This window comes from Paenibacillus sp. NPDC055715 (genome assembly GCF_053617595.1).
Window position 1 is genome coordinate 380915 of the sequence record NZ_JBSHGA010000001.1, and the last position, 13184, is coordinate 394098.

Here is a 13184-nt window from a genome sequence, read left to right on the forward strand (position 1 = left end):
TACGGTAAAGCTGTCTTTAGTGACGTTTACGTTGGCCTGTCAATCTGATCATTAATCCATACAGGAAAAACCCGCTGAGCAGTCCTCCAAAATGAGCGGTCCAGTTAATGTTCGCCACAGCGAACGAAAACAAGATACCAAAACCGAGCAGCGTGTACAGTGTTTTGCGCGAAGCTTCATCCATCAGCGTCCGCTGAAACAGGGCAACGTACAGAAATGCGCCGTAGATGCCATATATCGCTCCTGACGCCCCTACAGAGACCGTAGTTTCCGCGACCATGTTATAATGCGCAATGGACAGTACATTTCCTACAATGCCTGTAGCGAGGTACAGCAGCACGTAGCGAAAGGACCCGAGCAGACGTTCCAGCGGCGGAGCAAATACGAGAATCGCAAAGGAATTAAAGAAAAGATGATCAAAACCTGCGTGTAAAAACATAGCTGACACATACCGCCATAACTGGTCGGTAAACGGCCCCTCATTGATCAAGGCTCCATACCGGATCAGCGTCAAACTATTTTCCGATCCACCATGTACGGTCAGCACCATAAACATCATGATATTGATAAGCAAAATCAAACAGGTAACCGGGTAAAAACGCAAATAACTTTTCCAGTTCTCATAACGTAAAAATATCAAGGCAATCCTTCCTTCATGGGGTGTTTCCACCTTATTCAAATTGGACAATGTCTTTTATAAAAGATTATAATAGATTTCAGCAACGATAACCAATGCTAAAAACCAAGGAGGCTATTACATATGGCACAAGAACGTAAAGAAGCTGCTACTTTTAAAGGCAATCCTTTGACTCTCGTGGGTCCTGAACTGCAAGTTGGAGACCAGGCACCTGACTTTAAATTGCAAAAAAATCTGCTGGAAGTTGCTACGCTTCAAGACTTTGCAGGTAAAGTCAAGCTAATCAGCGTTGTTCCTTCTCTTGATACAGGCGTGTGTGACACACAGACCCGTCGTTTTAATCAAGAAGCGGATTCTCTTGGGGATCAAGTCGTGATACTGACTGTCAGCGTGGATCTTCCGTTCGCCCAAGCTCGTTGGTGCGGCGCTGCGGGTATTGACCGTGTGTTGACACTGTCCGATTACAAGGACCATTCCTTCGGCGAAGCCTACGGCGTGTTCATTAAGGAATTCCATCTGGATCATCGCGCTATTTTTGTTATTGACCAAAATGATAAAATCGCTTATGTAGAATACTTGAGTGAAATGTCCGAGCATCCTGACTATGATCAAGCGATTGCAGCGGTGAAGAAGCTCGTCTAATTCACGCTGCTTACATTGAGGCTGATTCGAATATTAAAAAAAGCGAGTGAAGGGTTGCCTTCCTCGCTTTTTTGACGTTGGTCTGCCACTTTTCTGCTCACACGTCTGTAATCACTGTACAAACTTATGAGCGGACAGTTTCTTGTCAATCACAGCGAACAACTGCAAAATAATACGATAATTTGCCCCCATGTCCCCCAGCGATCCACGTGAAGCGGAATAAATATCCACAGCACTCCGAACTGGCGAGACGGACAATACAGAAACGGTAATGTCGACAGTTCTGCCGAACGCCGTTCGCTTTTCAAGTGTAATCTCACCTACAGATGGCACCTCATGCAGCACCTTGTAGCCAGGAATCTTTTTTAAAACGGACGATACCTCTTCCCAGGCCTTGTCTCTCGATAAGTTATAATAGCGTGTCTTCATTTGGGGGTCTTTGACCCGGTCGCTTGTACCTTCTTGGCTGCGTACAATCCCTGCCAGAGTCCTCTTCAACGACAAGACATTTCCTCCTTCACGATAATCGTTGCTGAATACAGCATATCGATTTCCCTTTGCTGCAAGCGCTTTATAAAAACGTAAAAACAACAAAGTGAACCCGATCTATACCTGTGGTATGCGACCCTCGTACCTTATTTCTTATTTTAGCAGTGTTACATACAAAAAACACCCTGTTTCTGCACGGGGCAGTATCAGGGTGTGTTAAATACGTTATAGAGTACCCGCCAATGCCGTCCGACCATAGCGTCTTCTGAACCTGCTTTAGCAGGTGGGTGACCGCAGGACAAACTTTTGAAGTCCCCTTGTCAGAATTGACAGGGCTTTTCAGCCGTCCACCCGTATTGATCTCCCTAGACATTGTCATTGGTTCAAAACAACAAATGACCGTAACGTGCATCGCAGGATGAAACCTTATTATAGCGCTTCTCACTCGGAAAGTAAATGCTAGGAGAAATCTGTTTTATTTTTGGAGGCTATCACTTTTCTTGTCTTCTGTGCTTGCTGCCTCTTCGTCTTTCTGTTTCATCTGTTTCATCTGTTTCATCTTTTTCATCTGATCTTGCATTTTGAGGAACGATCCATAAAAATTAAAGAAAGCGAGCCAGGCCACCACACTACCAATGAAGAACAAGAACAGCACAGGGTATTTGACTCCAATAAAGATAATAATCGTGCTGCCGAGCATGGTAGAAAATACACGGAGCGGTCGAATGAGCGTCAGCAAGACTGCATTTTTGATCAATTGTCCGATGGACATATGATAATGAGCAACCATTGAGAAAAAGTTAAACATGGATACGAGCAAAATAATGATGAGAATAAGCATGATAATGCCTACAATTTGCAAATTGCTGAGCTGCGTCATATACACGGTATAATCCACATACATTATGACAAACAGCAGCGTGTAAAAGATGCCCCCGATTAGGCTCTGCTTATAGTTTTCCTTGTATCCTTTAAAAAAGGTACGAAACACACCTGCATCCGTATCGCCAATTACCCATTTGCGGACGACGGTAAACATGGCCGATGTAGCTGGAAACAAAGTAAGCGGTACCAAAATAGCCATCGCCCAGTTCATTTGTAGAGATTCATTAGCCAAGTTCTGATTCATCACAAGTAGTTTGAGTATAAGGCAGAGCATAAAAGGCGACGAGCATAACACCCATAACAAATTGGTAGCCGCCAGTCGGGTAATCCATTCAGTCAGGCGATAAATACCACCCATAGCTCCTTTAAACTCCAACGTTAGTTCTCCCCTTCCGCAAGCCCTGGCAGTTCCACGGCTCATGTTGCTGTGCCTGTAAATCCCGGCTGTTGACTATATCATACCGTATCTCATCCCCCAATGCGCCAGTGAAATCAATACTTCAGCCGCCGAAGCAGGTGCTAAGAAATTTACACTTGTTGATTTTATAACAAAAAGCCGAAGCGAGCATTCACTTCGGCTTTCCTGTTATTTCAATTTTTATTCAGAAGAGGAATCTTCGCGTCTTGCAGGACGGCGAGTTTCTCCACTACTGCTTGGACGTGGTCTGCGATCTCCGCTATTGCGGCTTGCGGAATCACGGTTATAGCTACCGCCTTCTTTGCTGCCACGGTTGTAGCCACCACCATATCCGCCTTTGCTGCCACTGCCACCAGTACGGTTGGAGTTATAACCACCGTTGCTGCGTCCGCTGTAGTTAGACGGCTTGCGTCCGCCGGAACGAACATCCGGTTTACGACGTTTTGCACGAATTGGATCTTCTGGAGTCAGCTCAATAGATGCTTCTCTCTTCTCACCAGTCATCAGCTTTAAAGCTGCGGATAGAAGTTGTACGGAGTCATACTGCTCCAGCATTTGAATAGCCAAGCCTTTATATTCGTTCAACTCACCGCTTTCTACAGCCTCCAGGAGACGTTCTGCGATGATGCGTTGTTTGCCTTCCAGAGCTTCAGCCAAAGTTGGAAGAGGCTTACGAGCAATACGGTGACGAGTTACACGTTCAATGAAATGCAGATGATCCATTTCACGAGGCGTTACGAAAGACCAAGCTTCCCCTTCTTTACCAGCACGTCCAGTACGTCCAATACGGTGAACATAGCTTTCCGGATCTTGTGGAAGGTCAAAGTTCACAACGTGAGTTACGCCCGAAACATCCAAACCACGGGCAGCTACATCAGTTGCTACGAGCACGTCAATGCTTCCGTCGCGGAATTTGCGCATTACAGCATCACGTTGGTTCTGAGACAAGTCACCATGCAAACCGTCTGCGGAATATCCACGTTTTTGCAGAGCTTCGGCCAGCTCGTCTACCCGACGCTTGGTGCGACCAAATACGATAGCGAGTTCTGGGGATTCCATGTCGATCAAACGGCTCAAAGCTTCGAATTTTTGACGTTCAGGAACTTCAATGTAGGCCTGATCAATCAGTGGAGCACTAACTTGTTTAGGGATAACTGAAACATGCTCAGGGTTTTTAAGGAATTGTTCAGCCAGTCTTTTGATATTAGGAGGCATCGTAGCCGAGAAAAGCATCGTTTGACGCTCGTCCGGAACCTGCTTCAAAATGGATTGGATATCCTCCATAAATCCCATATCCAACATTTCATCCGCTTCATCCAAAACAACGGTGTTTACATCTTCCAGCTTGATGGTTTTGCGATTAATATGGTCGAGCAAGCGACCTGGTGTACCAATGATAATTTGAGGTTTCTTTTTCAAAGCACGGATCTGGCGCACGATATCTTGACCGCCATAGATTGGCAGGGTACGAAGACCTTTGAAGCGGGACAGCTTTTCGATTTCTTCAGCTACCTGAATGGCAAGCTCACGTGTTGGAGCCATAATCAGCGCTCTGATTTTGTCGTCGTTTTTAGAGATCTTGCTGATCAACGGAATACCAAAAGCTGCGGTCTTACCCGTACCTGTTTGGGCTTGGCCAATCATGTCTCTTCCTTGCAGCGCAAAAGGGATGGATTGGGATTGAATCGGCGTCGCTTCTTCAAAACCAAGCTCTGTAATTGCTTCAAGTACTTTCGGTTCAAGATCAAATTCTGCAAATGTCGTCAAATTTATTCAAACTCCTTCATAATGGTGGATGTGGTGGACAATCCACAATGTTGTCTGTATTCTTAAGTAGCGATATTATTGTATAGGTTTTCCCAATACAGTGACAGTTTATTTAGGCCTATAACTGCATCTTTCTGTATAGAGTAACCTTATCCGATACATCTTAAACGAATTTATCCTTTTTAAAACAGTTTAAATTTTAAGTGTTTCCCTGGACAGAAGGTTCCTACTCAAGAATATCCACATCGCATTATAGCACAAAACAATTCATGAATACCAGCAAGTTGCTGTCCGTATATTTTAAATGAGGTGAAAAAAGTTGTTAAAAATAGTGCTAAACTGTTTTATTGTCATTTTGGGAGCCGCTGCTATAGCAAGCGGTTTTAATCTGTTTCTCGTGCCGCACCACCTGCTGAGTGGCGGAGTAGCAGGGCTTTCCATGTTAATTGGCTACTTTACAAAATTCGATATCAGCGTGATGTATTTTGTCTTGAACATCCCGATGCTTATTGCTGGCTGGTTTATTTTAGGCAAACGATTTATTAGTATGAGCATTTTGTCTGTTGTCGCCACAACATGGATTTTGACCTGGATTCCGGTGCAACCTCTCGTTAAAGATACGCTGCTTGCCTCCGTTTTTGGTGGGGTGCTGATTGGCGTTGGAGCAGGGATTTCCTTTCGGGTGGGAGGGTCTACTGGCGGTTTTGACATTATCGGCTCCATTGTCACCCGTTACCGCGATTTCCCTGTAGGTACTGTGCTCGTCGGTTTGAATGGACTGGTTATTCTTGCAGCGGGATATCTGAATCAAGACTGGAATATTGCGCTTGCATCCATGTTATGCATTTTTGTGACCGGCAAGGTGCTGGATCAGATTTATGTGAGTCACACCAAAATAACCGTTTACATCATCACTGAGCATACCGAGAAACTACTCAGCCGAATGTTAACGACCCCACGTGGAGTAAGTAAAATTAAAATTGAAGGTGCATTTTCTCATGCCGAAAAGGATATGCTGATGACAGTTACAACACGCTACGAGCTGGCAGAACTAAAACGCATTATTAAGCAAGTGGACCCTTCTGCTTTCGTTAATATCGTGGAAACGGTAGGGGTCATGGGCTCTTTCCACCGAAGATAAGCACGAACCCAAGTGTCAAAATGTAGTTTCTGTGGTACACTATACGTGCTGTTCCCATATTATAAAAAGACCAGCTTTACCTGCTATTTCACAGGCACTTTGCTTTTCCGATTCGTACCGAATGATTCTTATGGAATGATTCCGAGCAGGAAAGGGTGATTTTTGTGGAAATGGAAACGGTAAAACTGTCCGACATTGTCTTGAGATGGTACCCAGAAATGCTCCCGTTTCTCAAAAAGAATGAGCTAAACTCGATGATTGTACTTCGAGACGGGATGACCATTCTCAAGCCCACGGATGCACTCGAAATTATTCAGTACAGTATTTGTGAGCATCAGGACAATATGTATCTTCATTAAGCATCTTCATTAAATCTCTCCACCAAGTGCTGCTTCTTCCGGTTGCAATCCGCAGCCGTGAAGAAAGCGGTATTATTTATGCCATTTTACGGATTCAATGAACATGGGTTGGGTTAATCATGTAAGAATGTGCCTGATGATTCCAGCATTGGTTACAACCGTGTTGTTTTTCAAGACATAACTTTACGCATAATCAGGTAAGTGACATACATAAAATAGATTTAGGAAATGTATACACCAAATTATCTAAAGTTTCCAAGACTGCCCCATTCGTTTGATCATGGGTGCAGTCTTTTTTGTTGCTGTTCAAATGCTGCTGCATCCCTTACAATAAATACTTGACATGTTATGATATATACGATTGATAACTTCCAAGTAAGTGAGGACATAAAAATGCATTTGACTCTAACTAACAGCCACAAATGGAAGCAGCTTTTCAACATTTTACTCCCTATTCTGGTAACACAGCTTGCACTATCCGCGATGACTTTTTTTGATACTAATATGTCAGGACACTTTTCTTCTGCCGATTTGGCTGGTGTAGCCATCGGAGTGAGTCTGTGGGTACCCGTGCAAACAGGCCTCAACGGAATACTTATGGCCATCACCCCTATTGTATCCCAATTGGCTGGAGCACAGCGCAAGGACAAGGTTTCTTACTATGTCATTCAGGCGCTATGGCTCTCGCTCACTCTATCCATAATTGTTTTAATTGTAGGTATTTTTCTCGTTAAGCCCATTCTTCACGGAATGAATCTGGAGTTGAGGGTTCATAATGTGGCCTTGTACTACCTTTGTGCGATGGCCTTCGGCATTGCCCCGCTCTTTGCCTATACGGTCCTCCGGAGCTTTATGGATGCACTGGGACAAACCCGGTTTACAATGACCATCACGTTGATGTCGTTGCCCATTAATGCCTTGTTGAACTACTTACTTATTTATGGAAGCTGGGGTTTTCCCCGGCTGGGGGGTGTGGGCTCCGGAGTGGCAACTGCTGCCACGTACTGGATTGTTATGCTTGTCGCTGGCATCACCGCACATCGGGGAAAGATATTTGCCGAATACGGGATTTTCAGCAAGATATATGGCATCGCTGCTAGCGCTTGGAAAGAGCTTATCAAAATCGGCATACCCATCGGCTTTGCGATCTTTTTCGAGACTGCTGTCTTCTCAGCTGTTACCCTCTTCATGAGCAGTTATAATACGGCAACAATTGCGGCCTATCAGGCCGCTATGAACTTTGCGACAACGCTTTATATGATTCCGCTCAGTATTTGCATGGCGCTCACAATTTTGGTCGGGTATGAGGCGGGGGCAGGACGGACGCGTGATGCAAAAATATACAGCGTAATGGGGATCAGCAGTGCGGTTGGTCTGTCATTGATCACGGCTGTTGTGCTTGTGATCTGGGGCGAACAGGTCGCCCGGCTGTACTCCACCGATCCACAGGTTATTCAATTAGCGCAACATTTCCTGCTCTATGCGATTTTCTTTCAAATATCCGACGCTATCGCTACACCTATTCAAGGAGCACTTCGTGGATATAAGGATGTCAATTCGGCCTTTCTGATTACGTTTCTGGCCTATTGGGTTATCGGGCTTCCTGTAGGATATATTATCGCACGTTGGACATCATTTGGCCCCTACGGCTACTGGATTGGCTTGATTACAGGTTTGGCCGCGGGAGCAGTTTCCCTTCTCTTCCGCCTGCTGGTTGTACAACGACGTTTTTCCCAAAAATAACGACACGCAGAGGCTGTTTAGCCTTTGCGTGTATCAGCGTGTTTCCATGACATAGGCAGTACCCGAAGTTATTCTTTTTTTCTCCACAATAGCTACTTCGTTCAGTTTCGGAGGATACAGAAAATGTCTCTCCACATGCTCATCCACAGCCTGAAATGCCTGCTCCTCATTTTCCGCAACGAGAATAACAGTTAAGGCTCCTTCCGAGCTATCCACTTCGATTTTGAACAAATACATATTTCATTTCCTCCAGACCTACTTTATATGTTAAAAAATAAGCGGATGACTGGGTCATCCGCATGAGTTTAAATGTGAATCAATCTGGTACATAAAATAGCTATTCATTACTGGGACAAGCGCAAGGCCAGCTCGTAAAGCTCCATATTGAAATCTTTTTTCGTATTTACGACCTTGTCAATATCTGTGGCAACCAACTTGCCATCAATCGTTCCACAAGCTTTGTCAGATATGCCCTCAAGCAATTGGCGAACAGCAAAGTCACCCAAACGGCTCGCCAGATTACGGTCAAATGCGGTTGGTGTGCCTCCACGTTGAATGTGTCCAAGCACCGTTACACGCGGCTCATAATCCGGACAGTTTTCTTGGATTACCTGAGCTACTGCTTCACCTTTGCCTACGCCTTCAGCAACGATAATGATACTGTGGCGTTTGCCGTGCTTAAAGTTTTGATTCATCCGATCAGATACTTCATTCAGATCAAACTCTACCTCGGGCACCAAAATCGTTTCTGCACCGGAAGCCAGACCTGCATGCAGAGCAATATCGCCGCAATGACGTCCCATAACTTCTACGATAGAAGAACGTTCGTGGGATGACATCGTATCACGCAGCTTGTTGATGGCGTCCACTACGATACTAACCGCCGTATCAAAACCAATCGTGTAGTCGGTAAAGGAAATGTCATTGTCAATCGTACCTGGAAGGCACATTGTTTTAATTCCTTGCTTGGTCAGTTTGTTAGCTCCTTGATAGGAACCATCGCCACCGATCACGACTACGCCATCAATTCCGCGGTTACGCAAAATTTCAGCCCCTCGCTTCTGTCCTTCCTCGGTCGTAAATTCCAGACACCGGGCAGATTGAAGTACAGTACCCCCACGTTGGATAATATCTCCGACGCTTCTCAAATCCATCGGGAAAATATCATCATTCAGCAGGCCCTGATATCCGCGCTGAATCCCGAATACTTCAAGTCCAAAAAACAAGCCGCTGCGCACAACGGCGCGAACTGCGGCGTTCATCCCCTGTGAATCTCCACCACTCGTTAATACTGCGATTTTCTTAACTGCTGGCATGAATTATGACCTCCTCAAAATGTTCATAAAAGCCTTCTTATCCATCGACTGTTTAAGAAGAAAAACAAACGCATGGGCGAACTGTTTTTCATTAAACGTTTCGAAACCGCGCGCACTTCCTGCTGCTCGCTAACTTTGGGGTCGGATAAATATAATGCCAGCAATCCCTCGATAATCATCCGGTGAAAGGAACTGGCAGGGACATCTGCAATATCAACCCGCGCCCGATTCACAACATAGACGATCCGATTCAGCATCATGTCGGTATCTTCATAATAATTGCAGAAGTTAAGATCTCCGCCCTTTCGGTCTTCGTCTTGATCGATTAGATAATCCAGCAAAATATGAAGACTGCACACATGTGGAAAATACGATGCATGTATTGAGGCAGCCCCCGCATCCGTGAGTTGGCGGTCGCTGGCAGCAAGAAACAGCATAAAGACCCCCAGGGTTGAACCGGTAGCTGCAGCAAATTCGTTCCAGCGCAGCTCCGGTGTACGGTCCTTATGAACCGACCACCAATCCAATAGCGCTTGTTCGCGCATTTCCGGCTTAATATGCTTGTAAACTTGCAAATCCGTGTATAATCCCGCCAGATCCTGAACGTAAGGCATTGCTGCCTCATACCCCGGAAGCCTGCTCACACAAGACTGACAGGTTGTCACCAGCCCAGTCAAATAACCGCCATCCTCCTGCTCGCGACGCAAAGCGTAATAATTCACTGTCTTGGCTGCCGGGTTGACCGCATCCAGCATAGACTGATGCAACAGCCTGAAATCATCCGGGTCCATGGACGTGCTACGATCACACAGGTTGTCCAGATAATCGCTAATCGTCTGGTAAGCCACAATAAGCGGAATTAACGTCTGCCGGGCAGACATATTCCCTGCGGCATAAACCGCCCCTCCTACACAGTGAAACGTCTTCTCTGCTATGCTTGCAAGTGCCTGACTTCTCAGCTCGGGATCCGGAATCTGTTTAGCCTTGTGTTTCCAATTTCCCAATTCCTGCTTCGTTTCAGGGAGAATGTGCTTGTACATTCGGCTCATTAGACCTATGGGGCCTCTCGGAACTTGATAACGTCCTTGCTCAACATAACTCAAATGACGGTGCCTCCACATTGTTGTCTACGTAATTATACCTATCCAAACCATATTCATTATAATATGATCGTCCTTTTTGTACAAATGAACAACCTCACTTTTTCTTAATATTTCAGAAAAACGAGCCATTTTCACAAAAAATCTTTATACCTGTCAAGATTAAATACACAAAAATTGAAATTAAACAAAATTCACCCTGATAGGATTATTAATTTCAAAATAGGTTAAAAGCCCTGCCTACCCCTTATCCTCTACGGGTTTTACACCTTGAAAGCCATCCCTCATGCTAGCCTGCTTCCATTTTCCAAAAGCATAATAGAAAATGACCGCCACCGCAGAGATGGCAAAACTGACAGGGAAGCTCCACCATACAGCATCCAGACCGTACTCATCGACGAACGCATAGGCCAGAGGAATACGAATGCCCCATAATGAAATGATGGTAATCAAAAGCGGCACGATTACGGAACCCGTAGACCGCACAACTCCTGTAATAACATTGGTGATGCCGAATATGACAAAAGACCACAACGTAATCAGATTAATCCGCATCCCCAGTTCCAAAGCACCGCCACTAGAAGGAAGGAACATCAGCAAGGCCTCCCGGTTGAAGCAGTAAATCAATACTACTAATTCACCGGTCAGCACAAAATTGTACACAATTCCGATCCAAGTGATCTTGCGCACCCGATCCCAACGCCCGGCCCCGATATTTTGTGCCGCAAAGGAAGACACAGCAGCACCCAGCGCCATGGCTGGCATCTGCACATAGCTGGACAAGTTATTTGCTGCAGTATAAGCCGCAGCCGCCACTGTCCCGTATCCATTAATCAGGTTCATCAACGCGATTGCACTGGAAGAGACAGCAATCATTTGTAGACCCATAGGCATTCCCTTACGAATTAAGGTCCAAATAATTTCCCAATCAAATCTCAGCAAATGAAGCTCTGAAGATGTAATACGCAAAAAGTATTTTACACGATAAAGATAAATGAGAATCAGTACGAAGCTGACCCCTTGAGCGATCAGCGTAGCCGCTGCGGAACCTCCGATGCCCATCGCGGGTATAGATCCCCACCCAAATATTAACAACGGATTGAGTAGCACATCCAGTACGACAGAAACGAGTAGAAAGTAAAATGGTGTTTTGGAATCCCCCGCCCCTCTCATCACGGTCATAATATAGTTATAACCGTACAAAAAGGGCATGCTCGCAAAAATAATACGCGTATATGTGATTGCCATATCCACAGATTCAGCAGGTGTATTCAGCACACGAAGAATCCAGGGAGAGCCAAAAAATCCGATAATGCCCACAGCCAAAGCAAGTACAAGAAAAAAGATTGCACTTGTGCCTATTACACGCTTGGTTTCAGTAACGTCTCCCGCACCAACTTTCTGTCCGATCATGATCGTGGCGGCCATGGTGACACCAAAGATCGCACTGATGAGAAAAAACATGATAATATTTCCGTTGGAAGCGGCGGTCAATGCGGCCTCGCCCAGAAACTTGCCGACCCAGATAGAATTGATCGTTCCATTCAGCGACTGTATTACGTTTCCGAACAACATCGGCAAGGAGAATAAAAACAGTGTTTTGGTAATTGGACCCTCGGTCAAGGAAGGTTTACGACTAGCCTCTGCTGCGCTCATCTTGCCAACTCCTTCAATAATGACTAATGTTTCGTTTCCATTACGGTATAATACCCTATTCCAACTCAGCCTTCTCATATCATAAACTTTTTACGCAAAAAAGCGCAGTTCCTTAAATTTCAAGGAACTACGCTCTCAATTCATCGTTTAACCGTAATATATAAGACATCCGCATGAACGGAACATTTCTTACAATTCAGTTACACTTACAGTTTATTTACGTTAGCTGCTTGGGGTCCACGGTTACCTTCAGTGATTTCGAATTCAACCGCTTGACCTTCTTCCAAAGTCTTAAAGCCGTCGCCTTGGATTGCGGAGAAATGTACGAATACGTCCTCGCCACCATCCACTTGGATGAAGCCATAACCTTTTTCTGCGTTAAACCATTTTACTGTACCTTTCAAGTAAACAACCTCCTAAAAATTCCGCCATCTATGGCGAATATCCATATTATATTTCATGCTTTTTCACAATGCAATTGATGTTTTGAGGGCTTTTTCAAGCTGGAATGATTTGCTTTTGCGGCGGAAACTGCGGTATCATGAACCAAAACATCTTTAAAATCGGAGACATGCATATGATGAAAAAACACGAAATATACAAAAAAGACAATTGGAACATGATGACTGTAGAGGTGCAGGGCCGTTACATCGTTCTACGGGAAATATCCGATGACTGGGGCGAAGAAGCCCACACGTTTTTGAGCCGTCCGGCGCTGATGCATTGGGCTCAAAATCGGTTTCCCAAGCAGTCCTTTCAGGATAACGAGGAAGAGTGGCAGCGGATCATGAACGCTTTCAGACAGGTATAGCCCATTCATGGTGTCCAACAGCTTTCTCATCTTCATTATTCTGGCCTTTACGCTGGCCGGAGTGCTGATCATGAAACGTGATACGTTACCGGCTCCTCTCAAAAGGTGGATGGCCCTCACTGCCGTAATCATGGTTTGCTTTGCCTTTTATCTTATTGTATACAGCTTATTAGATATAGGTTCCGCCCCAAGGTAAGGAAATTTATACTTTTGGGCGCAA

15 protein-coding genes and 1 other RNA gene are annotated in these 13184 nt (G+C 45.1%); 6 read left to right on the forward strand and 10 right to left on the reverse strand.

Annotated elements, in window-relative coordinates; genetic code table 11:
* Window positions 1–16: 16 nt before the first annotated feature.
* The gene (locus ACWGOO_RS01710; RefSeq protein ID WP_452480956.1) at window positions 17–640 is read right to left on the reverse strand and encodes a rhomboid family intramembrane serine protease; all 624 of its coding nucleotides are present in this window, start codon (window positions 638–640) and stop codon (window positions 17–19) included.
* Between the two features lie 120 nt (window positions 641–760).
* Between ACWGOO_RS01710 and tpx the strand changes: the two genes are divergently transcribed.
* Window positions 761–1279 (forward strand): thiol peroxidase, encoded by a 519-nt coding sequence (gene tpx / locus ACWGOO_RS01715; RefSeq protein ID WP_452480958.1) that lies wholly within the window; start codon window positions 761–763, stop codon window positions 1277–1279.
* A gap of 111 nt (window positions 1280–1390) precedes the next feature.
* Here the strand turns inward: tpx and ACWGOO_RS01720 are convergent, their stop codons facing one another.
* The 4 genes from ACWGOO_RS01720 to ACWGOO_RS01735 all read right to left on the reverse strand — a co-directional run bounded on the left by ACWGOO_RS01720 (window position 1391) and on the right by ACWGOO_RS01735 (window position 4838).
* Window positions 1391–1783 (reverse strand): DUF1499 domain-containing protein, encoded by a 393-nt coding sequence (locus tag ACWGOO_RS01720; RefSeq protein ID WP_452480960.1) that lies wholly within the window; start codon window positions 1781–1783, stop codon window positions 1391–1393.
* 214 nt (window positions 1784–1997) lie between these two features.
* Window positions 1998–2191: non-coding RNA, 6S RNA (gene ssrS, locus ACWGOO_RS01725), on the reverse strand.
* Window positions 2192–2243: 52 nt separating this feature from the next.
* Window positions 2244–3029, reverse strand: a complete 786-nt coding sequence (locus ACWGOO_RS01730; protein ID WP_452481588.1) for a YesL family protein — start codon at window positions 3027–3029, stop codon at window positions 2244–2246.
* A gap of 222 nt (window positions 3030–3251) precedes the next feature.
* The gene (locus ACWGOO_RS01735; protein WP_452480962.1) at window positions 3252–4838 is read right to left on the reverse strand and encodes a DEAD/DEAH box helicase; all 1587 of its coding nucleotides are present in this window, start codon (window positions 4836–4838) and stop codon (window positions 3252–3254) included.
* A 319-nt stretch (window positions 4839–5157) separates the two neighbouring features.
* Here ACWGOO_RS01735 and ACWGOO_RS01740 point away from each other — a divergent pair, with 319 nt between their 5' ends.
* The 3 genes from ACWGOO_RS01740 (at window position 5158) to ACWGOO_RS01750 (ending at window position 8081) form a co-directional block, all read left to right on the forward strand.
* Window positions 5158–5979 carry a YitT family protein gene (locus tag ACWGOO_RS01740; RefSeq protein WP_452480964.1) on the forward strand — a complete coding sequence of 274 codons (822 nt, stop codon included), beginning with the start codon at window positions 5158–5160 and terminating at the stop codon, window positions 5977–5979.
* A 170-nt stretch (window positions 5980–6149) separates the two neighbouring features.
* A complete protein-coding gene (locus ACWGOO_RS01745; RefSeq protein WP_452480966.1) occupies window positions 6150–6338 on the forward strand; it encodes a hypothetical protein in 189 nt (62 codons plus the stop codon).
* 393 nt (window positions 6339–6731) lie between these two features.
* Window positions 6732–8081 (forward strand): MATE family efflux transporter, encoded by a 1350-nt coding sequence (locus ACWGOO_RS01750; protein ID WP_452480968.1) that lies wholly within the window; start codon window positions 6732–6734, stop codon window positions 8079–8081.
* Window positions 8082–8114: 33 nt separating this feature from the next.
* On the opposite strand, the gene ACWGOO_RS01755 is transcribed toward ACWGOO_RS01750, so the two are convergent.
* From ACWGOO_RS01755 to ACWGOO_RS01775, 5 genes are all read right to left on the reverse strand, one after another.
* The gene (locus ACWGOO_RS01755; RefSeq protein WP_452480970.1) at window positions 8115–8318 is read right to left on the reverse strand and encodes a DUF3906 family protein; all 204 of its coding nucleotides are present in this window, start codon (window positions 8316–8318) and stop codon (window positions 8115–8117) included.
* Window positions 8319–8425: 107 nt separating this feature from the next.
* Window positions 8426–9397 (reverse strand): 6-phosphofructokinase, encoded by a 972-nt coding sequence (gene pfkA / locus ACWGOO_RS01760; protein ID WP_452480972.1) that lies wholly within the window; start codon window positions 9395–9397, stop codon window positions 8426–8428.
* A gap of 23 nt (window positions 9398–9420) precedes the next feature.
* Window positions 9421–10500, reverse strand: a complete 1080-nt coding sequence (locus ACWGOO_RS01765) for a tetraprenyl-beta-curcumene synthase family protein (protein ID WP_452480974.1) — start codon at window positions 10498–10500, stop codon at window positions 9421–9423.
* Between the two features lie 237 nt (window positions 10501–10737).
* Complete coding sequence (locus tag ACWGOO_RS01770; RefSeq protein WP_452480976.1) at window positions 10738–12153, reverse strand: MATE family efflux transporter; 1416 nt, start codon at window positions 12151–12153, stop codon at window positions 10738–10740.
* Between the two features lie 206 nt (window positions 12154–12359).
* Window positions 12360–12557, reverse strand: coding sequence for a cold shock domain-containing protein (locus ACWGOO_RS01775; protein ID WP_010348936.1), 198 nt, complete (start codon window positions 12555–12557; stop codon window positions 12360–12362).
* 173 nt (window positions 12558–12730) lie between these two features.
* On the opposite strand from ACWGOO_RS01775, the gene ACWGOO_RS01780 reads away from it, so the two are divergent.
* Entirely contained in the window at window positions 12731–12964 is a 234-nt protein-coding gene (locus ACWGOO_RS01780) for a hypothetical protein (protein WP_452480978.1), read from the forward strand.
* 7 nt (window positions 12965–12971) lie between these two features.
* Complete coding sequence (locus ACWGOO_RS01785) at window positions 12972–13160, forward strand: hypothetical protein (protein WP_452480980.1); 189 nt, start codon at window positions 12972–12974, stop codon at window positions 13158–13160.
* Window positions 13161–13184 lie beyond the last annotated feature (24 nt).

Bases quoted from the DNA above. Each gene is read 5' to 3' on its own strand.
- tpx (WP_452480958.1), top strand. From the start codon at position 761: ATGGCACAAGAACGTAAAGAAGCTGCTACTTTTAAAGGCAATCCTTTG.
- ACWGOO_RS01745 (WP_452480966.1), top strand. From the start codon at position 6,150: ATGGAAACGGTAAAACTGTCCGACATTGTCTTGAGATGGTACCCAGAA.
- ACWGOO_RS01750 (WP_452480968.1), top strand. From the start codon at position 6,732: ATGCATTTGACTCTAACTAACAGCCACAAATGGAAGCAGCTTTTCAAC.
- ACWGOO_RS01755 (WP_452480970.1), bottom strand. From the start codon at position 8,318: ATGTATTTGTTCAAAATCGAAGTGGATAGCTCGGAAGGAGCCTTAACT.
- pfkA (WP_452480972.1), bottom strand. From the start codon at position 9,397: ATGCCAGCAGTTAAGAAAATCGCAGTATTAACGAGTGGTGGAGATTCA.
- ACWGOO_RS01770 (WP_452480976.1), bottom strand. From the start codon at position 12,153: ATGAGCGCAGCAGAGGCTAGTCGTAAACCTTCCTTGACCGAGGGTCCA.
- ACWGOO_RS01780 (WP_452480978.1), top strand. From the start codon at position 12,731: ATGATGAAAAAACACGAAATATACAAAAAAGACAATTGGAACATGATG.
- ACWGOO_RS01785 (WP_452480980.1), top strand. From the start codon at position 12,972: ATGGTGTCCAACAGCTTTCTCATCTTCATTATTCTGGCCTTTACGCTG.